Origin of the sequence: Mesorhizobium sp. B4-1-4, from assembly GCF_006439395.2 — a bacterium.
In the GTDB taxonomy this organism is placed as follows: domain Bacteria; phylum Pseudomonadota; class Alphaproteobacteria; order Rhizobiales; family Rhizobiaceae; genus Mesorhizobium.
In genome coordinates, this window is the sequence record NZ_CP083950.1 from 3,276,567 (window position 1) to 3,298,097 (window position 21,531).

At 60.4% G+C, this 21,531-nt stretch carries 25 protein-coding genes and 1 pseudogene; 17 read left to right on the forward strand and 9 right to left on the reverse strand.

Annotated elements, in window-relative coordinates; all coding sequences use genetic code 11:
• Positions 1-18 precede the first annotated feature (18 nt).
• From FJW03_RS15675 to FJW03_RS15690, 4 genes are all read right to left on the reverse strand, one after another.
• Positions 19-1,224 carry a glycosyltransferase family protein gene (locus tag FJW03_RS15675; protein ID WP_140764078.1) on the reverse strand — a complete coding sequence of 402 codons (1,206 nt, stop codon included), beginning with the start codon at positions 1,222-1,224 and terminating at the stop codon, positions 19-21.
• Positions 1,206-2,450 (reverse strand): glycosyltransferase, encoded by a 1,245-nt coding sequence (locus tag FJW03_RS15680; RefSeq protein WP_140764103.1) that lies wholly within the window; start codon positions 2,448-2,450, stop codon positions 1,206-1,208. The genes FJW03_RS15675 and FJW03_RS15680 overlap by 19 nt, the downstream gene beginning before the upstream one ends.
• Before the next feature lies 1 nt (position 2,451).
• Positions 2,452-3,666 carry a glycosyltransferase family protein gene (locus tag FJW03_RS15685; protein ID WP_140693720.1) on the reverse strand — a complete coding sequence of 405 codons (1,215 nt, stop codon included), beginning with the start codon at positions 3,664-3,666 and terminating at the stop codon, positions 2,452-2,454.
• Between the two features lie 488 nt (positions 3,667-4,154).
• Positions 4,155-4,928, reverse strand: coding sequence for an SDR family NAD(P)-dependent oxidoreductase (locus FJW03_RS15690; RefSeq protein ID WP_140764106.1), 774 nt, complete (start codon positions 4,926-4,928; stop codon positions 4,155-4,157).
• Positions 4,929-5,298: 370 nt separating this feature from the next.
• Here FJW03_RS15690 and FJW03_RS15695 point away from each other — a divergent pair, with 370 nt between their 5' ends.
• Entirely contained in the window at positions 5,299-6,252 is a 954-nt protein-coding gene (locus tag FJW03_RS15695) for an alpha/beta hydrolase (RefSeq protein WP_140764262.1), read from the forward strand.
• Positions 6,253-6,362: 110 nt separating this feature from the next.
• Here the strand turns inward: FJW03_RS15695 and FJW03_RS30380 are convergent.
• Positions 6,363-6,689: pseudogene (locus tag FJW03_RS30380) on the reverse strand (NAD(P)-binding domain-containing protein); the annotation flags it as partial.
• Positions 6,690-6,841: 152 nt separating this feature from the next.
• Between FJW03_RS30380 and FJW03_RS15705 the strand changes: the two are divergent.
• Positions 6,842-7,837 carry a LysR family transcriptional regulator gene (locus FJW03_RS15705; RefSeq protein ID WP_140764265.1) on the forward strand — a complete coding sequence of 332 codons (996 nt, stop codon included), beginning with the start codon at positions 6,842-6,844 and terminating at the stop codon, positions 7,835-7,837.
• 60 nt (positions 7,838-7,897) lie between these two features.
• On the opposite strand, the gene FJW03_RS15710 is transcribed toward FJW03_RS15705, so the two are convergent.
• Positions 7,898-8,338: a DoxX family protein gene (locus FJW03_RS15710; RefSeq protein ID WP_210240598.1), complete on the reverse strand. Its 441-nt coding sequence runs from the start codon at positions 8,336-8,338 to the stop codon at positions 7,898-7,900.
• A gap of 312 nt (positions 8,339-8,650) precedes the next feature.
• Between FJW03_RS15710 and FJW03_RS15715 the strand changes: the two genes are divergently transcribed.
• The 10 genes from FJW03_RS15715 to FJW03_RS15755 all read left to right on the forward strand — a co-directional run bounded on the left by FJW03_RS15715 (position 8,651) and on the right by FJW03_RS15755 (position 16,709).
• Complete coding sequence (locus FJW03_RS15715; RefSeq protein ID WP_181173251.1) at positions 8,651-9,409, forward strand: isochorismatase family protein; 759 nt, start codon at positions 8,651-8,653, stop codon at positions 9,407-9,409.
• A 190-nt stretch (positions 9,410-9,599) separates the two neighbouring features.
• A complete protein-coding gene (locus tag FJW03_RS30385) occupies positions 9,600-9,842 on the forward strand; it encodes an ester cyclase (RefSeq protein WP_140764111.1) in 243 nt (80 codons plus the stop codon).
• Positions 9,839-10,609 carry an SDR family NAD(P)-dependent oxidoreductase gene (locus FJW03_RS15725; RefSeq protein WP_140610383.1) on the forward strand — a complete coding sequence of 257 codons (771 nt, stop codon included), beginning with the start codon at positions 9,839-9,841 and terminating at the stop codon, positions 10,607-10,609. Before FJW03_RS30385 ends, FJW03_RS15725 begins: the two co-directional genes overlap by 4 nt.
• A 71-nt stretch (positions 10,610-10,680) precedes the next feature.
• Positions 10,681-10,803, forward strand: coding sequence for a hypothetical protein (locus tag FJW03_RS30060; protein WP_264296473.1), 123 nt, complete (start codon positions 10,681-10,683; stop codon positions 10,801-10,803).
• Positions 10,804-10,883: 80 nt separating this feature from the next.
• Positions 10,884-11,903 (forward strand): HlyD family secretion protein, encoded by a 1,020-nt coding sequence (locus FJW03_RS15730; protein ID WP_226890364.1) that lies wholly within the window; start codon positions 10,884-10,886, stop codon positions 11,901-11,903.
• A complete protein-coding gene (locus FJW03_RS15735; protein ID WP_140764116.1) occupies positions 11,900-13,504 on the forward strand; it encodes an MFS transporter in 1,605 nt (534 codons plus the stop codon). The genes FJW03_RS15730 and FJW03_RS15735 overlap by 4 nt, the downstream gene beginning before the upstream one ends.
• A gap of 295 nt (positions 13,505-13,799) precedes the next feature.
• Complete coding sequence (locus FJW03_RS15740; RefSeq protein WP_140764119.1) at positions 13,800-14,237, forward strand: ester cyclase; 438 nt, start codon at positions 13,800-13,802, stop codon at positions 14,235-14,237.
• 10 nt (positions 14,238-14,247) lie between these two features.
• Positions 14,248-14,721 carry an ester cyclase gene (locus FJW03_RS15745; protein WP_140764121.1) on the forward strand — a complete coding sequence of 158 codons (474 nt, stop codon included), beginning with the start codon at positions 14,248-14,250 and terminating at the stop codon, positions 14,719-14,721.
• A 27-nt stretch (positions 14,722-14,748) separates the two neighbouring features.
• Complete coding sequence (locus FJW03_RS15750; protein WP_140610378.1) at positions 14,749-15,702, forward strand: zinc-binding dehydrogenase; 954 nt, start codon at positions 14,749-14,751, stop codon at positions 15,700-15,702.
• 137 nt (positions 15,703-15,839) lie between these two features.
• The gene (locus tag FJW03_RS15755; protein WP_140610377.1) at positions 15,840-16,709 is read left to right on the forward strand and encodes an SDR family oxidoreductase; all 870 of its coding nucleotides are present in this window, start codon (positions 15,840-15,842) and stop codon (positions 16,707-16,709) included.
• Positions 16,710-16,796: 87 nt separating this feature from the next.
• Here FJW03_RS15755 and FJW03_RS15760 read toward each other — a convergent pair whose 3' ends face one another.
• Complete coding sequence (locus FJW03_RS15760) at positions 16,797-17,405, reverse strand: cysteine hydrolase family protein (protein ID WP_140764271.1); 609 nt, start codon at positions 17,403-17,405, stop codon at positions 16,797-16,799.
• 218 nt (positions 17,406-17,623) lie between these two features.
• Here FJW03_RS15760 and FJW03_RS30390 point away from each other — a divergent pair, with 218 nt between their 5' ends.
• From FJW03_RS30390 to FJW03_RS15785, 5 genes are all read left to right on the forward strand, one after another.
• Entirely contained in the window at positions 17,624-18,028 is a 405-nt protein-coding gene (locus tag FJW03_RS30390) for a GFA family protein (protein ID WP_140610376.1), read from the forward strand.
• Complete coding sequence (locus FJW03_RS15770) at positions 18,022-19,035, forward strand: ATP-dependent DNA ligase (RefSeq protein WP_140764274.1); 1,014 nt, start codon at positions 18,022-18,024, stop codon at positions 19,033-19,035. Before FJW03_RS30390 ends, FJW03_RS15770 begins: the two co-directional genes overlap by 7 nt.
• Positions 19,036-19,046: 11 nt before the next feature.
• Complete coding sequence (locus FJW03_RS15775; protein ID WP_140610429.1) at positions 19,047-19,475, forward strand: HD domain-containing protein; 429 nt, start codon at positions 19,047-19,049, stop codon at positions 19,473-19,475.
• A 154-nt stretch (positions 19,476-19,629) separates the two neighbouring features.
• Positions 19,630-20,157 carry a ferritin-like domain-containing protein gene (locus tag FJW03_RS15780; protein ID WP_140693710.1) on the forward strand — a complete coding sequence of 176 codons (528 nt, stop codon included), beginning with the start codon at positions 19,630-19,632 and terminating at the stop codon, positions 20,155-20,157.
• A gap of 67 nt (positions 20,158-20,224) precedes the next feature.
• The gene (locus FJW03_RS15785) at positions 20,225-20,491 is read left to right on the forward strand and encodes a hypothetical protein (RefSeq protein ID WP_226890365.1); all 267 of its coding nucleotides are present in this window, start codon (positions 20,225-20,227) and stop codon (positions 20,489-20,491) included.
• An 81-nt stretch (positions 20,492-20,572) separates the two neighbouring features.
• Here FJW03_RS15785 and FJW03_RS15790 read toward each other — a convergent pair whose 3' ends face one another.
• The gene (locus FJW03_RS15790) at positions 20,573-21,190 is read right to left on the reverse strand and encodes a flavodoxin family protein (protein ID WP_140764124.1); all 618 of its coding nucleotides are present in this window, start codon (positions 21,188-21,190) and stop codon (positions 20,573-20,575) included.
• A gap of 82 nt (positions 21,191-21,272) precedes the next feature.
• Complete coding sequence (locus tag FJW03_RS15795) at positions 21,273-21,524, reverse strand: cytochrome C oxidase subunit IV family protein (protein ID WP_140610373.1); 252 nt, start codon at positions 21,522-21,524, stop codon at positions 21,273-21,275.
• Positions 21,525-21,531 lie beyond the last annotated feature (7 nt).

Consider the following 21,531-nt stretch of genomic DNA (forward strand, 5'->3'; position numbering starts at 1 on the left):
AATCTCACGCGACGCGCGTCAGGACCAATCGCCTGTTTCATCGTGTACTTTTCCGAAACCAGGCTCCATTTTCAGGGACCATGTTCGATACCGCTCGCGCAGGATTTGCGCCGAGTGACGCGCGCCTTCGAGATCGAGACGATGCGCGGTTGGCGTCGGTGCCAAGAGCGCCTGTTCGATCGCTTGCGCCAAACCTTCGGGCGTTAGGTCCTTTTCCATCAGCACCCTCGCAAGGCCGAGTTCTTCGAGCATCAGGGCGCGAACCGTTTGCTCGGTTTCACCGCCGGCTGCAAACGGAACGAGCAGGGAGCGACAACCCGCGCGCAGGACATCGCAGACCGTGTTGTAACCCGCCTGCGAGACTGACAGGCGGGCGCCGGTTAGCAGGCTGGCGAAATCCTCGCGGAACCGGAAGATGGACAGGTCCGGCGTGACATCGCGTGCGATCGCGTCAAATTCATCTTTCGGCAGGTTTGGGCCGGTGATCAAACACCATTTCCAACCGTTCTCGGCATTCCGCGCCGCTGCGACGGTGGATCTGACAAGGCTCTTTCCGGCAGCCCCGCCGCCAACCGACACCACAATATCGAAGCGCTCGGAGGCCGCGGGCGACGGCGGCGCGGCGACGAGCCCTGTGTAAGCCACTTCGGCCCTGATCGCCCCAGCCAGCGGAAATGTCTTGTCGAGGGTTGCGAAAGCCGGATCGCCGTGGACCATGACAAGGTCGAAATGGCTGTTGACGAGATCGACTGTCTCCTCGTTTCGGCCAGGCTTGACGCGCTCCTGAAGGATGTCTCGGACCGACGTCGCCAGCAACGGTCTGGGCGACGTCGCGTCGATGGCCTCGATCAGCGGCAAGAGTTCGAAACGCATCTGACGGCGTCCAAAGGGAAACGCCTCGACAATGACGATATCAGGCCTGCAATCCCGGAATGCCTGCAGCAGCATCTCTGAACGCCGCTTCTTGAGATCATCGTCGATGGGTTTGCCCTGCAGGTCGACCAGTCCGGAAAATCCTTTATCACCGGAGGTGACAGGTGGCAGGGTTACAGATTTTATCCCCGGTCCCGGAAACCCCGCGATCGGCGCTCCGCCAGTCACGACGGTTACGTCGAACCCGTCATCGACCAGAGCCGCCGCGATGCGGCTGGAGCGCGCGAGATGGCCGATACCGAGCAGGTGCTGGACATAAAGGAAGACGCGCTTCAATCGGCGGCCCGCCACTCACGCTCGAACAGTTCCTTGAGCTGTCCAATGCTGGCCATATGATCGAAATTGCCGCGCACGCGCCGCTCCGCGGCGTCGCCGAGCCGGGCGCGCAGCACGGGATCACGGATCAGGCGCTCCAGCGCCTTTGCCAGGGCAATTGGATCTTCCGTCGGAACCAGCAGCCCGGTTTCGTCAGGCGATAAAAGCTCCGGCACGCCGGAAATATCGGTCGACACGCAGGCAAGCCCCTGGCTGGCCGCCTCCACCAGAACGTTCGGCAGACCGTCCCGGTCGCCGTTTGCGGTGATCCTGCAAGCCAGGGCGAAGATGTTGGCACGGCGGTAGTGCTCGAGCACCTCCTCCTGCGCAAGCGCGCCTTTCCAGGAGACCCGACCATCCAGTCCGAGCTTCTGCGACAGCGCCCTGAGCCGTTCCAGTTCCTCGCCGTTGCCGATATGCTCGAAACGCCACGACAAATCGCCAGGCAAGAGAGCAAGAGCCTCCAGCAAGGTGTCGTAACCTTTCTTTTCAACGGCGCGCCCGACACTCAGAATGATGACCGGTTCGTCCGGCGCCGAGCCGTCATACCGTTTTCGCGCTTCGCCGAAACTGCCGAAGCGATCAAGGTCGAGCCCATGGTAGCTCAGATGCACGGACGATTTGCCGTTGGCGAGTTCTTTCAGACGGTCGAAACCGGTTTTCGTGCAGGTGACCGTCCAGCGCGCCGAGGAAAGCTTGCCAGCCAGATCCCAGTCCGCCGAAGTCCAGATGTCCTTGGCATGGGCTGAGCAGCTCCAAGGCAGGCTACGAAGCTGGCTGGCATAGCGCGTCACCGATGCCGGCGTGTGCGCGAAATGGGCATGCAACCATTCCGCGTCTTTCGGCCATTCGGCCGCCAGCACAAGCGCTTGCCCGAAGCGGCGCGCGCGGTTGCGCGTAAAGTCGTGGCGGATATCGGTGGCCAGCGATCGGAGCGCGCGCCAGAAGCCCGGCCGCAGCAGATGGGCGAACAGCGAGCGGGCCACACGCAGTGGCTCTTCATGCAGATATTCCGGCAGATAATGGACGGGCGCTTTGATCTCGTCATGCACGGGGTGGCGTTTTGCGTCGGTCGGTCGCCTGAGCGCGACGAGTGTCAGGTCGAACCCCGCACGCTCCAGACCGAGCAGTTCCTGCGCGATGAAGGTTTCAGACAGCCGCGGATAGCCCTTCAGAACCACGACGATCTTGCGATATCGCAACTCAGTTCATTCCTTCAATGACCGAAAGGTGATGGCCGGCCCGCCGGTCGAGCAGTTCCGCGACGATTGCGGAAATATGAGGCAGCCCCTCCAGCGTCAGATGCGGATTGCTCTGTGATGGGCGGGGCCGCTCCGGCAGCACCATCAGTGCATCGGCAAATCGCTGGGAATCCTTGGCTTCTTCCGGCAAGAGCATCTCGATCAGGCCGAGTTCGGCCGCGCGCCGAGCGCGGATCAGTTGTTCTTCACGGGGCTCGACGCGCGGCACGATCAGCGCCGGCTTGTCGAAAGACAGGATCTCGCAATAGGTGTTGTAACCGCCCATCGCCACCACCGCCTTGGCACCGGCAATCAAGTCTTCCATGCGGTTGTCGAACTCGATGATCTTGATGTAGGGGATCCTGGCCCCCTTCTTGAGCAGTTTGTTGCGCTTGCGCGCCGGCATGTAGGGGCCAAGCACGATCAGCGCCCTGTGCTGCAATTGCGGATCCTGCTGGTAGGCATCGATGACGTCGTGGATCAGTTCGGCGCCGTCACCACCGCCACCGGTGGTCACGAGGATATAGTCGCCCTCGGGCCGGTGGCCGGGCAACTCGTTCCGCGGCAGGCTCCGCTGCAGGAAACCGACGAAGCTCATTTTTGCCCTGACAGCCGGCGGCACATCCAGGCCGGTCAGCGGATCATAGAAATCCGGCGGACCATAGGCCCAGACCTTGTCGTAGAACAGGCCTATCTTGCGCATCACATCCCTGCGCGCCCACTCCGCCTCGAGCAGATGCGGCGCATCCATCACCTCGCGCAGGCCAAGCACGAGCGTGGTGCCCCGCGTCTTGAGGTAGGACAGCGTGTCCTCGATCTCGCCGCGCAGGCCGAGCGGTTCCTTGTCGACGATGAAGATGTCCGGTCGGAAGGTCTCGGCTGTGTGGCGGATGATCGACTGGCGCATCCTTAGCGTCTCATGCAGATCGATATCCTTTTCCAGCGAGGTGTATTCGCCGTTGCGGAGTTTGATGACGCTGGGGATCTTCACGAAGTCGACACGGGCGCGGTAGTCGAAGGCGCCGGCGATAGTCGCACCCGAAATGATAAGCACCTGAAGTCCGCGGAAATCCTCGACCAGCGAATGCGCGATCGTTCGGCAGCGCTGCAAGTGGCCGAGCCCGAACGTATCGTGGCTGTACATGAGAATTCGAGCGTTTTGTGCGTGCTGGGTCATTGTTGAACGTCTCTAGAATTCTCGCCTCGAGGACCGTGAGCGACCCGCGGGCTGCAAAACCATCCCCGGTCTACCGGCCTGTTGTGAAACATGAGGGCGAAATTTTCAATTTGTATTACCCAAAAAACGCAGATCGCCTCGCATCCGCGAACTCATCGCCTCCTATGCGCACTGCGCCGACTGGCGCCCGTGAGAGTAGATCAATGTCTTATCGGCTCGTCCGTCACGTCACTTGCGGCGGGCTCGATGTCCTGAACAAGCGGCTCGGGGCGTCCACCAAAACGGCGCCTCCGCCCGTCGTTATGAGAAGCGACTGATAATGGCTGTTGGTCAACATGAAGATGCCCCGGCTTACCTCACCTGTGAGAATCCCCGAGACAGGTCTGTCATGCCCTCCGGCTCAACCGAGAGACAGTGTTTGCAGACATCTAGGCGCATCATCCAGTCTCCACATTTGGTGTACTTCTCGGAGGAGCAAAGTTTCGAGATTAGAACTCGAATCCACCGATGGTCATGCCTCCATCAACGATCAACATTTGCCCGAATACGTAGCTTGACGCACTTGAGCATAACCAAACGGCGGCTTGTGCGATTTCGCTTGGCTTACCGCCTCGCTTGGCGGGAATCGCGTTGGTCGTCTGCGCAGCGAAGGATGGATTCTGAGCACTTGCGGTGATGACCATCGGCGTCTCGGTCCAACCCGGCGCGAGGGCATTCACGCGAATTCCATGTGCGGCGTTCTCCATCGCCGCGACTCGTGTCAGCCCATGAATGCCGTGTTTTGATGCTGCGTAGGCGCACATTCCGCCGGGGCCGGTAAGCGCGGCGACCGAAGCCGTATTGCAGATGACACCGCCGCCGCTCCGCTTCAGCAGCGGTAGCTCATGCTTCATGCAGAGAAAGACGCTTCGGAGGTTGATCCGTAGAACGCGGTCGAAGTCATCCGTGGGATAATCCTCGATCCGGTGCGCGCCACCGGTAATTCCTGCATTGTTGAAAGCGGCGTCCAGACGGCCCGCTTCAGCATCGATGCGCGCGACAAAGGCCGAAACATCATCCTCCGAGGATACATCGACGCGGCCGACTTCCGCTCTGCCGCCTGCCCCCAAGATAAGGCGCCGGGTCTCTGCAAGGCCTTGCTCGTTCAGGTCCGCGCCAAAAACAAAGCCGCCACGAGCAGCAAACTCCAACGCCGCTTCGCGTCCGATGCCTGAGCCTGCACCGGTCACCAAGACCACTTTGCCATCGAAATCATCCATCATGGTCAAATCCCTCGACTGCGATCTGGAACGGTCAGCAAAGGTCACACGAAACCGCCCGTTACCTATCCTCTGATCTTACCTTTCGGCTGCCGGATCTTGATCGACACTGACTTGGATGAGGCCTCCCATGCCAGCCAGATTCCGTCGATGACGACGTTCTATCCGGTAGGCATGTAGCGAAGCGGCGAATCCCGTCCCATCTGCGGTTCAAAGGTGGTCGGTCGCTCGATTTCGCCGCTGCGGCCGCAGGAATTCGAAGGCGAAGCAACTCACATGCCGGAAGCATGGAACACGGCGTTCGATGCTATCGGGCTGGCTGAAGCGATTGGCGACGTTACCATTGCGCCTCTTAGTGAGAGGTTTTTTGAACATGAACGGAGAGAGTCTGGTTGACCCTGAACTGCGTCCGTTTCTCGCAAATGGGCCCAGCGTCGGTCTTAGCGCCGCCAGTCTCGCAGACGCGCGAGCAACCGCGCAACAGTACTTCGAGCAACAGGGCATGGCGCTCGAGCAGCCTCGGCTCGCTGTCACCGCGGACATGAACGGAGCGCCTCCTGTTCAACTGCGCATTTATGCGCCGCCTAGTGCGGGACAAAAGCCAGCAATCCTGAACATTCATGGCGGCGGTTATGTCTTAGGTTCCGCAGCCTCGATCGACGGTCTGAATTGGCAAATGGCGATAGAGAATACGGTGGTTGTGGTGTCGGTGGAGTACAGGCTGGCACCAGAGACGCCATTCCCCGGCCCGATCGAGGATTGCTATGCCGGGCTTCACTGGCTCTTCGAAAATTCAGCTTCGCTCGGCGTGGACCCGCGACGGATCACTATCATGGGAGACAGCGCTGGCGGGGGACTGGCCGCAGCGACGACGCTTCTGGCACGCGATCGAAAGGAGTTTCTACCGGCAGGCGCCATGCTGATCTATCCGATGCTTGATTGCCGGACGGGGTCCGACCAAGACGTTCAGCCCAATCCGACGACCGGCGGATTTGTCTGGACAGCGCAAGACAATCGCTTCGGGTGGTCGGCTATGAAAGGAGCCTATTCGGCAGATGACGATCGGGTGGGCTATTTTTCTCCGAGCCTGACCAGAAGTCTTGACCGCTTCCCGCCTCTGTTCCTGGCCATCGGCGCCCTGGATCTCTTCCTTGAAGAGGGTGTGAACTTCGTCATGCGCGCTTCGCGAGCGGGAGTATCCGTAGAATGCCATGTCTATCCCGGGGCCGTTCACGGGTTTGACTTAATGGGCGAGACGGCACTCGGACGCCAATTCCGTCTTGATCGGCGCGCGGCCCTGAATCGATGGAATTCCCGTTTCGGGTAAGTCCATATTGCCTTTGCATATTCTCCCAGCTGGCTGGGAGACGAGGACCAACTCCCAGACGGTCACAGCCCGCTCGTTACTGGGACCGCCTGGGGGAGGTGCCGCCCCCTTCAACCAGGATGTCGAGGACAGAGGCGTCCCCGAGGTAGGTCAGCGGGCTTGAACGCTGGCACCTCGCGACCGCGTTGCTGGCCTCGATCCAATCGCCCACTCCAGTCGACGCCGTTCGCAGTCCCGCCCTGCGTGACAAGCGGAATTGCCCCAAACGGAATGGCCAAGATTACGCCCGCGGAAATCGCCTCGCTCGCTGCAACTGGCCTGACGCTCGTGCCTAATTTACCGGCCAAATCCGTCAGGGTGGAGGGGCGGCGGCTGTTGGCCAGCATGACCTCGATTCGGTGCTTGGCGAACTGAATTGCGAGGGCGCGGCCAATCGCGCCGGACCCGACATTGCTTGCGTCATTTCGTCATTTCATCGAGCTTTGTTATGGACCCTGCAAACCAGGCCCGGTTGACTCTGTACGCCAAAATGCGAGTATTTGCCCGATTGATTAGCAAATGCTCATTCGTGCGTTGGGAGGAAATCGACATGTCTGATCCGGGGACGCCTACTTTCGACCAATTGCGGGTGTTTCTCGCGGTTGTCGACGTGGGCAGTTTCGCCGGAGCAGCGCGGCAGCTAAACCGGGCGACGTCCGTCATCAGTTACACAATCACCAATCTGGAGGCGCAACTGGGCGTCATGCTCTTCGAGCGAGATTCCACCCGCCGCCCCCAACTCACCAGCGATGGCCGCGCGTTGCTGACGGCGGCCCGCGACGTGGCATTGGGCTTCAATCGATTACGCGCGAAGGCCAAGGGCCTTCATCAAGGCATCGAATCAGAAGTTCACGTCGCCCTCGACGTGATGCTACCCGCGGCCCGCGTGGTTGAAGCCCTGAGGAACTTCCACGATGAGTTCCCCACGGTCCCGCTCCGGCTGAGAGCCGAGGCTCTTGGCGCTGTGACCCAACTCGTCCTCGATCGGACTTCGATGATCGGCGTTCGCGGCCCTCCCGACGTCGAAATCGACGGCCTTGAGCGCATCGGTGTCGGCTGTGTTCACCTTGTTCCGGTCGCCGCGCCCTCTCATCCGCTGGCACTGGGCGTCAACGCACTCGGCGCCGGGCGCCATCATGTTCAGTTGGTCCTTACCGATCGCTCGCCGCTGACCGCAGGTTCGGATCTCGGCGTCATCGGCACCCACACTTGGCGTGTAGCGGATCTTGCCACCAAACATATGCTGCTTCGCGAAGGCATTGGCTGGGGTACGATGCCAGAGCCGATGATCGTTGAAGATCTCGCATGCGGCAGGCTCGTGCTGCTGGACATGCCGGATTTCAAAGGCGGCCATTATCGCTTCTTTGCGATTCACCGAACGGACATGCCTCCTGGCCCCGCGGCGTCGTTCCTGATCAATCAGTTCATGCGCCAATCGCACGGCATGAATGGTGGTACTCTGCCGGCCTTTGCATCGACTGACGCCGCCGCTCCCATCGTTTTACGACACGAGCATACTGGCGACGACATGGGATGCAGTGACTAGCCTCCTCAAAGGTGGCTCGCCTCGATTGAGTTCGGCGAAACCGGTCGCGTCGCCAGACTTCTAGCTGCGAAATGCATCGAGGCTATAGCGGCCCGCGCCGAAAGCTATGACCTGCATCAAACCGCCAGCCATGGTCATGTTTTTCCAAAAATGCATCAACTGATTCACATCAGACCAGGCGTTATGGAAGAAGATGGCGGTGGCGAAGCAATAGACTACAATAATCGCGGCCATCATGCGCGTGCGGTAGCCGACCAAAAATGCCACCGCCACGACTGTCTCTATGACGATCCCTATCGCCAGCCCCAACTGCGGAAACGGCAGACCGACGGAACTGATGAAGGCCATGGTTGCAGTCGGCGCGCCAATCTTGGCGATGCCCGAGATGATGAAAACGCCGCTGATAAAAATCCGGCCAATCAGCGCTGCGATGTCGGTCATCCCATTTCGTTCGGATTTGCCGACGCGCATTGGTATCGCGGGCGTTGCGGGGTCGACCATGAGCCATCCTCCTCCTGACGGTCGCAGCCAGGATGGCGCGCCAGATGGTGAATGAATGTCAGCAGTCGGCGCTCTGGAACAGCCGCATAGTTTTGACGTGCGAGTTCGATCAACTCGAATAGTTCGCGTAGCGGACGCCGCATCGTGGTGGCGGGCGGAAGCATCGATCGCCTGAGCGGATGGCTTGTCGATTACGTCGAACGTCGCTCGCGACCTTATCTGGCTGTACGCGAGCGATAACTGCGGCAAATCCTAGAGATGCAACCAACACCGGAGCAAGGTCATGATCCGATCCCCCTGTGGAGCGCATCGATGAACGAAAATGACGTCATGTCCAAGTCGACGAGCAGGCGAGAAATCCTCCGCGGCGCTGGGGCCATGGCTGGAGCATCGCTGGTCACAGTTGGAGCATCACTCAGTTCCGCCTCCTTTGCTCAGGCACAGGAACCTCCTTCAAAAGGAGTATGGAAGTTTGCTGAATGTGCCCTGTTGCTGGTTGACTACCAACCCGAAATGCTCAGAGCTGTCCGATCTGAAACGAGTTCGGCGCTTATCGAACTGAATGTCAGATTCCTGATCAGGGCCGCGAAGGCATTTGGCGTACCGGTAATTCTAAGTACTGTGGGAGTTGGCGGCAAAGTAAACAGCCCCACGGTTCAGGCCATCGCGGACGAGTTACCCGGAACAACTGCTATCGATCGTTCGACTATGGACGCGTGGGAAGACGTCAATATTCGCTCCGCCGTCGAAAAAACAAGCCGGAAGCGCTTGGTCTTCGCAGCACTCTGGACGGAAATCTGTCTCGCATATCAAATCATCGATGCCCTCCGCGATGGCTATGAGGCGATGTTCATCGTCGACGCCGTGGGCGGCCTTTCCCAGGTAGCTCATGAGACTGCCATAAGACGTCTAATTCAGGCCGGCGCTATACCTAACACCTCGCGGGCAATGATTGATGAGTGGTTTCGCGATTGGAAGACCCCTCAGGGAACTGAGTACCGCGCCATCTCTGCGTGGTATGGGTCCGAGCTGCAGAAATTGGCGGGAGCATCTGGGTCGATGGGTGGGTGAACTTCGGATTTGTGCCTTGCGATGAATCCACACCCACCGCGACATGAGCGCCACGCTCGGCAAGCAGCCATGCGGCGTCGAACGTCGCTCGCGACCTCATCTGGCTGTTCGCGAGCGACGACTGTGACAATCCTGGAGACATCCGAGCGTCATCCTCGGTATCTCATCTGAAGTTCATCGGGCGGCGGTGATGAACTGGGTCAGCGGCACTCAAGTGAACGATTTCGGCGAGTATAGAGCGACGGGTAACCGCTTCGATTTCGCGGCGTTTCAATTCTACCAAATCGCAGACGGCAAGCTCGCCGAGCACTGGGAAGTTGCGGATTTGCGAAATTCCAGGAGCAGCTCACCGCCAATCCGGAAGCCAATGCCTTCAAGGCATTCCAAGGCAAGTCAACGGCTATCAAGCAAGGAACCCAGGAGAATTGTATGAGCGACATATTGAAGGGCAAGGTGGTTGTCGTCACCGGCGCCTCAAGCGGCATTGGCCGAGCAATTGCCCTCAAGGCGGCAGAACACGGCGCAAAGGCCGTGATTGTCTCCGATGTAACCGAGACACCACGCGAGGGTGGCGCGCCAACCGCGGTCGAGATCGAAAAGCTGGGCGTGTCCAGTCTTTTCGTGAAAGCCGACGTCAGCAAGCGGGCAGACAATGATGCGTTGCTTGACGCGGCCGGTACGTTCGGCGGCGTTGACGTCATGGTCGCCAACGCGGGAATCACGCTGAAGGCAGACGGACCCGACGTGGCGGAGGATGACTACCGACGGCTGATGTCGGTGAATCTCGACGGCGTGCTGTTTGGATCGCAAGCAGCAGCGCGTCAGATGAAGGCCAAGGGCAAGCGCGGTAGCATCGTGCTGATGGCCAGCATGGGCGGAATCAACGGGGCCGGGATCACCGTCGCGTATTCCACCAGCAAGGGTGGTGTCGTCCTGATGGCGAAATCCCTGGCGGATGCGCTCGGCCCCGATGGTATCCGCGTGAACGCTGTGGCGCCGGGGACCATCGACACGGTGCTGCTGCGAACGAGCCCTGGCATTGCAGAAGCGGCCGAAGGCTTTCGCAAACGCACCCCGCTGCGCCGCCTTGGTCAACCCTCCGAGATCGGTGATGCTGTCGCCTTCCTGGGCTCGGATCTGTCGAGCTACATCACCGGCATTGCGCTTTTCGTGGACGGAGGGCTTCTTTCGGTACTCTGAGGCCGTCCTCTCATTTCCACTCCATGCCGCCTCGACCCGAGTGGAGAGGCATTTCCCCGGGGTCAACAGACGTGCTTGCCTTCGTCCGCAATGGCTGGGGCAATCACGTGCCGGCGGTCACTGCCGCGCAAGTCGCCAAACTGCACGAGAAGACCGACTCGACCAATGATCAGTTCATCATCCTGAAAATGTAGTGATGGTCCACTTGCCAATGCCTGTCAGCAGCAAAACTCTGCCCCTTCGCATTGCCGTCCTCTTGCTGGCCGCAGGCCTGGTGTTCCTTTTCACCATGAATTGGAACGCCTGGACCGGCTCCGCCAGGACACAGAGCACCGACGACGCGTATCTTGAATCGGACATAACGCCGCTTGCGGCCAGGGTGAGCGGCTATGTGCGCTCGGTTGCGGTCAAGGATTTCCAGCGCGTGAAGGCGGGCGACCTTCTCGTCCAGATCGAAGACGATGACTACAGCGCGCTGGTGGATCAGTCCGAAGCGAATGTCGAGGCCGGCAAGGCGGCGATCGCCAACATCGAAAATCAGAAGATCCTGCAACAGGCCTTCATTCGTCAGGCGGAAGCCACCATCGCCGCAACAGAATCGGATGTGTGGCGCTACGAGCGGGATTCGAAGCGCTATCAGTCTCTTCTCACCACGGACGCCGTCTCGCATCAAGCCGCGGAGCAGGCGATGAACAGCTACAGCCGGGCCACAGCGACGCTTGATCTCAACCACGCGCAGTTCGATCAACAGCGCCAGCAGTTGAAGGTGCTCGATACGCAGCAACAGCAGGCCGAGGCGACCCTGAAAGCCCAGCAGGCCGCTTTGGCGCTGGCGCGCTTCAATCTTAGTCATACCAGGATACTCGCACCCGTCGACGGAATGGTGGGCCTGCGCCAGGTGAGGCCTGGACAATATGTCGGTATCGGCACCCAGGTGATCTCGATAGTGCCACTTCCCGACCTGTGGGTAGTGGCGAACTACAAGGAGACGCAATTGACGCGTGTCCGCGCCGGGCAGCTGGCAATGGTGACAATCGACAGCGTGCCCGGCGTCGTTCTAAAGGGCCGTGTCGACAGCTGGTCACCCGCCACCGGATCGAGATTCAGCCTGCTGCCACCCGACAACGCGACAGGCAATTTCACCAAGGTGGTGCAGCGCATTCCGGTGAAAATTGTCCTCGATCACGACAGTTCGCAGCTCGAACTCCTGCGTCCGGGGATGTCGGTGACCGCGACTGTCGACACGGGCGGCGCAAGCGAAGGCGGCCGGGCAGCGGCGGACGGCCTGCCATGACGGACGTCAGCTTCGGCTTGTCACGATCGGTCTCGACCTCACCGTCTCTCGCACCCCACGGGAATGCATCGTCCACTCCGGCTGTTTGCACCCGGCCTTATATCGGTATCCTCGCTGTGCTGATCGGCTCGATTATTTCCACGCTTGCCGGGCGTATCACAACCTTCGGGCTTGCCGACATTCGCGGTGCCCTCCACGCCGGTGTTGACGAAGGCGCGTGGATCAGCACCGCGCTGACCGTCGGCCAGATGATGATGGGACCGGTCGCGGTATGGCTCGGCGGCACTTTCGGGGTGCGGCGCGTCCTTCTCGGGGCCACCGCGGTCTTTACCCTCCTGTCGGTGTTCATTCCTTACGCCACGAACCTGCCCATCTTCCTCACGTTCTATTTTCTGGGTGGACTGGCTTCGGGAACATTCATTCCACTGACGCTCAGCTTCGTTCTGCGCAATCTGCCGGCGCACCTGGCGGTCTACGGCATTGCCGCCTATGCGATGAACACCGAATTATCGCTGAACATTTCAGCCTCGATCGAGGGCTGGTTTATCGAGAATCTGTCATGGCGGTGGATATTCTGGCAGAACGCCATAGCCACGCCGCTGATGATGCTATGCGTCTGGTTTGGCATTCCACGGGAGCCGATCAATCGCGACTACCTGCGCGGAGCCGACTGGTTCGGCCTTGGCTATTGCAGTGTCGGATTCAGCTTGCTCTATGCCGCGCTCGATCAAGGCAACCGGCTCGATTGGCTGAACTCGGGACTGATTTGCGGGCTCCTCCTGGCCGGATTTCTGCTGGTCATCGCCTTCGTCATCCATGAGCTTCGCCATGATCAGCCGCTGATCAATCTGCGCTTCGTCATATCCGGGAACATTCCGATCCTGGCCGCGCTTTTGATCGCGTTCAGGTTTGTCCTGCTTTCGACGGCGCTGATCATTCCGCAATATCTGGCGACGGTGCAGGGCTTCAAATCGCTTCAGACGGGCGACGTGCTGTTATGGATCGCGGCCCCTCAGCTTGTGCTTGCCCCCTTGGTCGGCAAACTGCTTAAGCATGTCGACGCCCGGCTTCCCCTCGCGGCGGGTTTCGTGCTGATCGGCGTGGCGTGTTTCATGGCCACTGGCCTCACGCAGGATTGGGCAAGCGACGACTTCCTCCCGTCCCAGATCGTGCAGGCAATTGGCCAGTCGCTTGGTTTCATATCCCTGATCTGGTTCGCCACCAGACACATTTATCGCGGCGACGCCTTTACTTTCGGCGCTTTCCTGCAAACGTTCCGGCTCTTCGGTGGGGAGCTCGGCGTTGCCTTCATTGGAACGTTCCTCAGGGTGCGCGAGCAGTTCCATTCGAACCTGATTGGCCTCCACGTAGCCGCTGGCTCCTACCTCACCGACCAACGGCTCGACCAATACAGGGCCGCGGTCACCGCCCGGTCGGTGGGGCCGGCTGAAGCCAATTCGCGGGCCGCGGCTCTTCTTGCACGCGTCGTGCAAACGCAATCCAACCTGCTGTCTTATATCGACGGCTTTGTCGTGATCGGATTTTCCACGGTCGGCTGCCTCGCTCTGATCGCTTTGCTTCGATCCCCGCCCGCGGAATAGCGCCTATAGGCTGAAAGCTGTTTGGTGATTGATGCCGCCGGCATGTGACGTGCTTCGGCCTCGAATCTCACGTCCACAGGGAGACCTCAGCGTCTTATTTTGGCGCCGTGGCAGAGCGGCCTGAGCCCCTGAAGCGGCAGGCGGCGTGACCGCTTCGTAGCGCTCAGCTTATCGAGCGGATCGAAGTCATCGCTCGATATTATTCGAATTACGGAAAATCGGCGGACCCGGCATGTTGCATGCAGCAGCGCAAACGTCGTGGCCCGTGACAGCTCTGAACTAAAAGGAGATTCCAGTGACCGATAATCTCAACCACAGCGCCAAGGACATCGTTCGCCGTAACACCGAAGAGGTGCAAGGCGGAGGGAATTGGGCTCTGTTCAATAAACTTTTTTCGGACGACTTCTTCGATCATACACCTCAGCCCGGCGGCACCCGCGACAAGGCCGGCGTCCTCGTCCTCTACAAGCGCTTGCGCGAGGCGTTCCCGGATTTCACGCCAGAAATCCATTGGCAGCGCATCGACGGTGACGTGGTCACCACCTTCAAGACATATCATGGCACGCATCGGGGAAACTTCCTCGGCGTCGCCGGCACCGGCAAGAAGGTCAGCTTCGAGACCGTCGATGCGATGCGCGTCGTCAATGGCAAGATTACCGAGCACTGGGGCGTCGCCAACCTCTACTCCGCCATGCAGCAGTTGGGCGCGATCGCTCCGCTCCCGCGAGCCTGAGGGGGAAGGCATGAAGTCTCTTGTCGCATTGATCGCAGGGTCGTTGCTCACTGCTCAGGCGAGCGCGGCGCCCCTGTCCAACGAGCCGAAACACATCGCATCACAATGGTACCAAGCGTTTGCACGTCATGATGCAAAACTGCTTGAGAGCATATTGGCGTCGAGCTGGGTCGACATCCCCTCGCCACCGGGCACTCCACACGGTCCCGAAGCCGCGAAAGCGGCTATGACGATGCTTGTGGGAGCATTCCCCGATTTCGACATCAAGATCGATGACGTTATTCAAGAAGGAAACAAAGTCGTCGTGCGATCGACCATCACTGGAACGCAGCGCCAGACTTTTGCCGGTCTGCCCGCAACCGGCCGATCGATGAAGATCCAGGCTGTCGACATCCACGAAATCGAGAACGGCAAGATCGTTCGCACCTGGCACACCGAGGACTGGATGACCGGTCTGCGGCAACTGGGCCACCTGCCTCGATAGGAAATCGAGATCACAAGGACAAACGCCATGTCTGCTGTCATCCGTATACGCCGCACTGGAGACCCGTCGGTTCTCGTTCTTGAGGAGGATGCGGTCGGTGCCCCCGGTCGAGGTCAGGTCAAGCTTCGCCAGGACGCGATCGGCGTGAATTTCATCGACACGATGTTCCGTTCGGGAGCCTTTCGAACGGAGTTACCCTTCGTACCCGGAGTCGAGGCCGCCGGCGTTGTCGCGCAGACGGGCCCAGAGACGGAGGGCTTCAAGGTCGGCGATCGAATTGCCTATTTCTTTGCTCCCGGTGCCTATGCCAGCGAGCGGCTTATCGACGTCGCGCCTCTTGTGCATCTGCCGGACGACGTGCCTGCCGAAATCGCGGCGGGATTACTGACGAAAGGCATAACGGCCTGGCTGGCCGTCAAAAGGCTGCATGAAGTGCGGCCGGGCGACACGATCCTGGTTCAGGGCGCAACGGGTGGCGTCGGCTCGTTGGTTGCGCGCTGGGCCAAAGCGTTGGGCGCGACCGTCATCGCCGTTGGCTCAAGCGCCAAACTTGGGCGCATTTCGGCCGACGCGGATCATGCCCTCGCGTCCGATCAAGCCAACCTTCCTGACCGCATTCGCGCCATCGCACCCAAAGGCGTCGACGTCGTCTACGAATTCGTGGGCAGGGCAACGTTTGCGGCCTCGGCTGGCGCGGTTCGGAATGGCGGAGCGATTTTCACCATCGGCGCTTCTTCAGGCCCTCCGGACATCGATCAGCAGGCACTCGCCGTGCGCGACGTCAAACTCGGCCAGGCGAGCGCCGCCGCCATCGTGAAAGGCTCAATGCTGGCCCAGGCGGCCACCGAAGTCTTTGATCAGTGGAGGGACGGCATCTTCGGGGAAATCGAGCTTCATCGCTACCGGCTGGCGGAGGCGGCGCAGGCGCACGCGGACTACAGCACTCGCCGGATTGGTCCAAATCCGATTCTCTTACCTTGAGGGGCGCCCCCGGCCGGGAAGCAACATTGCCTGCGCCGGGGAACGTGTGACCGCATCAGTCAGTAGGCCTTCCAGCACAGCAAGCGGTGGAGCACTCATATTCAGAACGTCAATCAAACCCAACACGGAGAAGTCTCATGACCATCCTCGTCATCGGCGCCACCGGCAATGTCGGCAGCCAAGTCGTCGCACAACTCGTCGGGCGCGGTGCCGACGTGCGAGCACTTGTCCGCGATCCCGCAAAGGCCAAGGTCCCAGCGGGCGTCACCGTCGTGCGGGGCGATCTGCTCGACGTCGATTCGCTGCGCAGTGCGATATCCGGCGTCTCGACGCTGTTCCTGGTCAACGGCGTGGTTGCCGACGAGTTCACACAGGCGCTGGTTGCCCTCAACGTGGCTCGTGAAGCCGGCATCGAGCGGATCGTCTACCTCTCGGTGATCCATAGTGACCTCTATGCGAACGTGCCCCACTTCGCGGGTAAGTTCGGCGTTGAGCGGATGATCGAGCAGATGGGCCTCAACGCCACGATCCTGCGCCCGGCCTACTTCATCAACAACGACGTCGCCATCAAGGACGTGATCACCGGCCACGGCATTTACCCAATGCCGATCGGCAGCAAGGGCCTGGCGATGGTCGATATACGTGACGTCGGCGAGATTGCGGCGATCGAGCTGGTCCGCCGGGAAAAGGCCTCCATGCCGCTCCCACTCGATCGTATCAACGTCGTCGGTCCCGACACGCTAACCGGCGAAGACGTCGCTGCCATCTGGACCGAAGTGCTAGGCCGCACGATCGCCTTCCCCGGTAACGATACCGCCGGCTTCGAGCAGAACTTTCGCCAGTTCATGCCGAGTTGGATGGCGCTGGATATGCGCCTGATGGCCGAGCGCTTCATCACCGAAGGCATGGTGCCCAATGCGGGCGACGTCGAACGCCTCACCAAGCTCCTGGGACGCTCCCTGCGGTCTTACCGCGACTTCGCCTCCGAGATCGCGGCGTCGTCCTGACAGCGACGTCACCGGCAATTCAAAACGGGGAATATCAACTCGGCATCGCCTGACCGATCTGGACGCGTCGGCATAGGCCCTGGAGTTTCAACTCCAACTCGACAAGACCGTTTCCATCTCGACGGTTTCAACCTGCTGTGCGAACCTCTGGTGATAGACTGTCATGAGCGCATCGTGCGTCGCATCGGAAGAGCTGCACAGCGCATCTGTTACCAGCACGACGCGATAGCCGATGTCGATCGCGCCAAGGACTGTGGCCAGGACGCAGACATCCGTCTCGCCGCCGGTTACGACGAGCGTATCGATCCGGCGCTTTGAAAGCAGCGCTTGAAGATTGCCCTCCGGCCATGGCGAATAGACGTGCTTGTCGACGACGACCGCTGGCGGAGAATGGATCGCCAGTTCGGGCAGGAGCTTGATCATTTCGGGGCCGACGTGGTCGATCGTCATTGACGCCCACCGTTCATAGTAGCGTTTCCATGAACCGACACCATGCCCCGGTTTTTGGGCCGGCAGGAAACGGGTGAAGATCGTCTCGGCAGCTCGTCTTTCAACAAGCTCGACGATGCGAGGAAGGACGCGGGAAATCCACGGCGTTGCCCATTGCGAGGGTTCCGCGAACAGCCGCTGCATGTCGACACAGAGATGGACACATCGGTCGCCCAAGGGGCCGTATGCCAAGCCCGGCGCCGACATCAAGGCACACTGATTTCGAAAAAATCCGCAATCCACCTGCGCAATACGAAATTGGCGGCAGGTCGCTCTGCGCGCGATAGCAAAACCCTGTTCAAATCCGGCGCTCCAGCTTGGGTTGGTGCCGGACAACGCTATGCGTTCGAACTCGTTCCTCTCGTCGAAACCACATCCTGCGTCGGACGTTCAGCTGCAGTGACGCTCGGAACGGCAGGATCCAAATGACAGGTGCGGAACGAAGTGGGGGATGTCTATGCGGCAACATTCGTTACCGCGTCACATCCCAGCCACGCGTCCATTACTGCCATTGCGATATGTGCCGCCGCGCGACCGGCAGCGCCTTCGCGGTGCTGGGCTGGGTGCCCTCGGCCAGCCTTTGGTGGCTCAAGGACAAGCCATTCCACCGCCGGTCATCGCCGATCGCGCAAAGAGGTTTTTGCCGCGATTGCGGGTCTCCCATCACATTGGCTTATGACGCGTCGCCGAGTGAAATTGCCCTGCATGTCGGAACGTTCGATGATCCCTCGGATCTCACACCACATTACAATTACGGATCGGGCCAACGGCTAGGATGGATCTGCTGCGGGATCGATCTGCCGCACCACGACACGGAAGAGCGATGGTAGTAGCCGTCAAAAACCTGTTTGCCCTGCCTCAGGATACGCCTCCAATGGAGGCCAAGGCTGCCGACACGCTTCCACGCGATAACGGCGCTTGGCAATACGAGCCGAAATGGGATGGCTTTCGCTGCCTTGCTTTTAAAAACGCGGAGACCGTCGATCTGCGCGCGAAATCGGGAAAGCCGCTTGGCCGGTATTTTCCGGAGCTGGTGGCGATGCTCGGCGAGATCGAAGCCCACGATTTCGTTGTCGATGGTGAAATCACGATCGAAATCGACGGACGTCCTTCCTTCGACGCGCTGCAAATGCGCTTGCATCCGGCCGAGAGCCGAATCCGCAAACTGAGCGTGGAAACCCCTGCCCGGTTCATCGTGTTCGACATTCTGGTCGCGCCGGGCGCCAAGATCTTGCTCGACCATCCGCTGACAGAGCGACGCGCTGTCCTCCAAGACTTCATAGCCGGGGCGGCGCGCGCCGCATTGCGGCTGTCGCCCTGCACCACCGATGCAACAGTCGCCGCGCGTTGGCTGCAAGAAACCAACCAGGGCTCGACTGACGGCGTCGTCGCAAAACCGCGCGCTGAGCCCTACCGACCGGGCGAACGCGCAATGGTCAAGGTGAAACGGCTGCGCACGGCCGACTGCGTGGTCGGCGGGTTCCGCTATCTGACCAACAGCAGCGAGGTCGGCTCACTTCTGCTCGGCCTTTACAATGACCAAGGCGAGCTCGACCATGTCGGCTTCACATCGACGATCGCCAGGGACGACCGGGCCGGGCTCACCAGAAAGCTCGAAAAGCTGCGCGGCGGTCCTGGCTTTACCGGGAAAGCGCCGGGCGGCCCGAGCCGCTGGAGTACGGAGCGCAGCGGCGAGTGGGAGGCGCTGCGGCCGGAACTTGTCGTCGAGGTCCGGTTCGACCATGTCACCGGCAATCGGTTCCGGCATGGAACCAAGCTGTTGCGGTGGCGGCCGGACAAATCCCCGCGGCAGTGCACGTTCGAACAGATCGATTGATGGAGGCAGAGATGAGCATGCTTTTTCGAGCGGCGAAAATCGCCGAGGAAGCGCACAAGGCGCAGACCGACAAGACCGGGCGGCCGTATATCGAACATTGCAGGCGCGTTGCGGATGCGGTCGAAACGCTCGATCAGAAGATCATCGCGTACCTACACGATGTCCTGGAAAAGGGCGAAGGCTGGACACCGCACCACCTGGAGGAGGCAGGCTTTAGTCCTGCGATTGTTTCGGCCGTCGACGCATTGACGAAACGGGATGGCGAGGACGACGCCGCTTTCGTGCGCAGGGCCGCGTCGAACAGATTGGCATTGCCGGTCAAACGGGCGGACCTCAACGACAATCTATGGCAGGTCCGCCAAACGGGCGGCTCGACCGCCAAATACGAGGAAGGTCTGCGCATTCTCTCCGAAGAATTCGCCACGCGACCCGGCGTTTGAAAGCAAACAGCCCGACCTTCTCGCGTTCTCGTCGAAGACTAACAGCCGTTGCGTCTCTTTGTGATTTGAGCCGGAACAACCCGCACAGTCGCAGGTTAACGAAGGACTTCACCCGCCAGGTGAAGGCCTCAACACAATCCATGGGAGACCAATCATGGCGACTGCCAAGAGAGCGACGAAAGCGGAAACGAAAGGGCTTGAGACACTGTTCCTCGATGGCCTCAAGGACATCTACTACGCCGAAAAGAAAATACTGAAAGCGCTGCCGAAAATGGCCAAGGGCGCCGAGGCCGAAGAGGTGGCGGCCGCGTTCGAAAAGCACCGGACGGAAACCGAGGGCCAGGTCGATCGTCTCGAGCAGATATTCGACCTCCTCGACAAGCCGGCGCGGGGCAAGACATGCCCGGCCATTGACGGCATTCTCGAGGAGGGGGCGGAGATCCTCGAGGATTATGGCGGCGCTCCGGCGCTTGACGCCGGCCTCGTGGGCGCCGCACAGGCCGTGGAGCACTATGAGATCGCCCGCTATGGCACGCTGATCGCCTGGGCCGAGCAGCTCGGCAAGAAGGATATCGTCCAGCTCCTCAACCAGACGTTGGAAGAGGAGGTGGCGACCGACGAAGCCTTGACCGAACTTGGCGAGGGCGGCGTCAATGAGCGTGCGTTGCAGCAAGCCGCGTGATGCCTGATTTTGCCCCGGCGCAAGGCGCCGGGGCAAGCACCGAAAGGCGCAGGATTGGAGGATGAAGATGGCCCCTCGCGACAAACGAGCCGAAACGGACCAGACCGACGCTCCGTCAATCGCGCAACAGGACTGGGATGCCATTAAAGGCGCAAAGATTCTTCCCGACAGCGTGTCGGACGATGATGACGAGCCGTCCGACATCGAGAAGGACGGCGAGTTGCCGGAGGAAGACGACGACAACGCCTACCAGAACAGCGATGAAGCCTTGCCGGACGACGACGAGGAACGCGCGATCGGACGTGACCAGGAAGGGCGGTTCGACGAGGAATGAAGGGCAAGGCCGGCCAGAGCTGTTTGTCTGGCCGCGCCGCCATTTCCGCTGCGGACGGCTTTCGCCGCGAGCGGGGCGAGTTCAGCCCGCCACTCCCGGATAATTTTCGGCCTTGAGCAGCTTGGCCAGATGGGCCGCGTTCGACGCGGCCATCTCGATCATCTCGACGACGGCCTCCGGCGTGCCCGGCAGGTCGACATAGTTGATGTCGCCCATCGCTTCACCAACCCAATAGATGCCGCCATTGGCGGGGACCGTGAAACCGACATCGTTCAGCGCCTGGAAACAAACAGCATGGCAAGCATGTGCGCCATCCTCGTTGCCGACGATCGCAACCAGCGCCACCTTGCCGGCTGCCGGCATCCGGCTTCTGTTGTCGGTCTCGGACAGAAATGCGTCCATGCGTTCGAGAACGCGCTTGGCGACGCTCGACGGCTGGCCGAGCCAAATCGGCAGGCCAAGAATGAAGATATCGGCGTCGATGATCTTCTTGCGTAGTTTTGGCCAGTCGTCATCCTTGCCCATGTCCGACAGCACACCCGGCTTGATGTCATGATCGAGCGCGCGGACGATCTCGCCCTCCACGCCGTGCGGTACCATCGCCGCCAGCAAATCCCCCAGTAACCGGTCGGTCGATGATTTCTCGGTGTCGCCAGAGTTTTTCAAAGTGCAGTTGAGAGCAAAGGCGGTAAGTGACATCGGGCAAATCCCTGCGTTTCCAGCCCCAACGCACGGGATGGCGTGAAGTTGCCGCCGATATGGTCCCGGCTCATACTCGCGCCTATTGCCCGACCAAAGTCAGCCCGAACAGAATTACCAGCCACAGCCCGACAGCCGCGACGACGAGCCTCGGAAGACCTTTGCTTGTCAAATGCATGAACAGCAGCGCGATCACCGCTGTCTTGGCGGCTGCTATCGCGAGGTTGATAGCAGAATTGAACCCGCCGAGATCGAGAAAGGACGAACCGACGGTCAGTCCCAGCAGGGTCAGAAGTCCGCCATAAGCGAAGGAAAGTTTTCGTAGTTCGCCCATCGTTCCG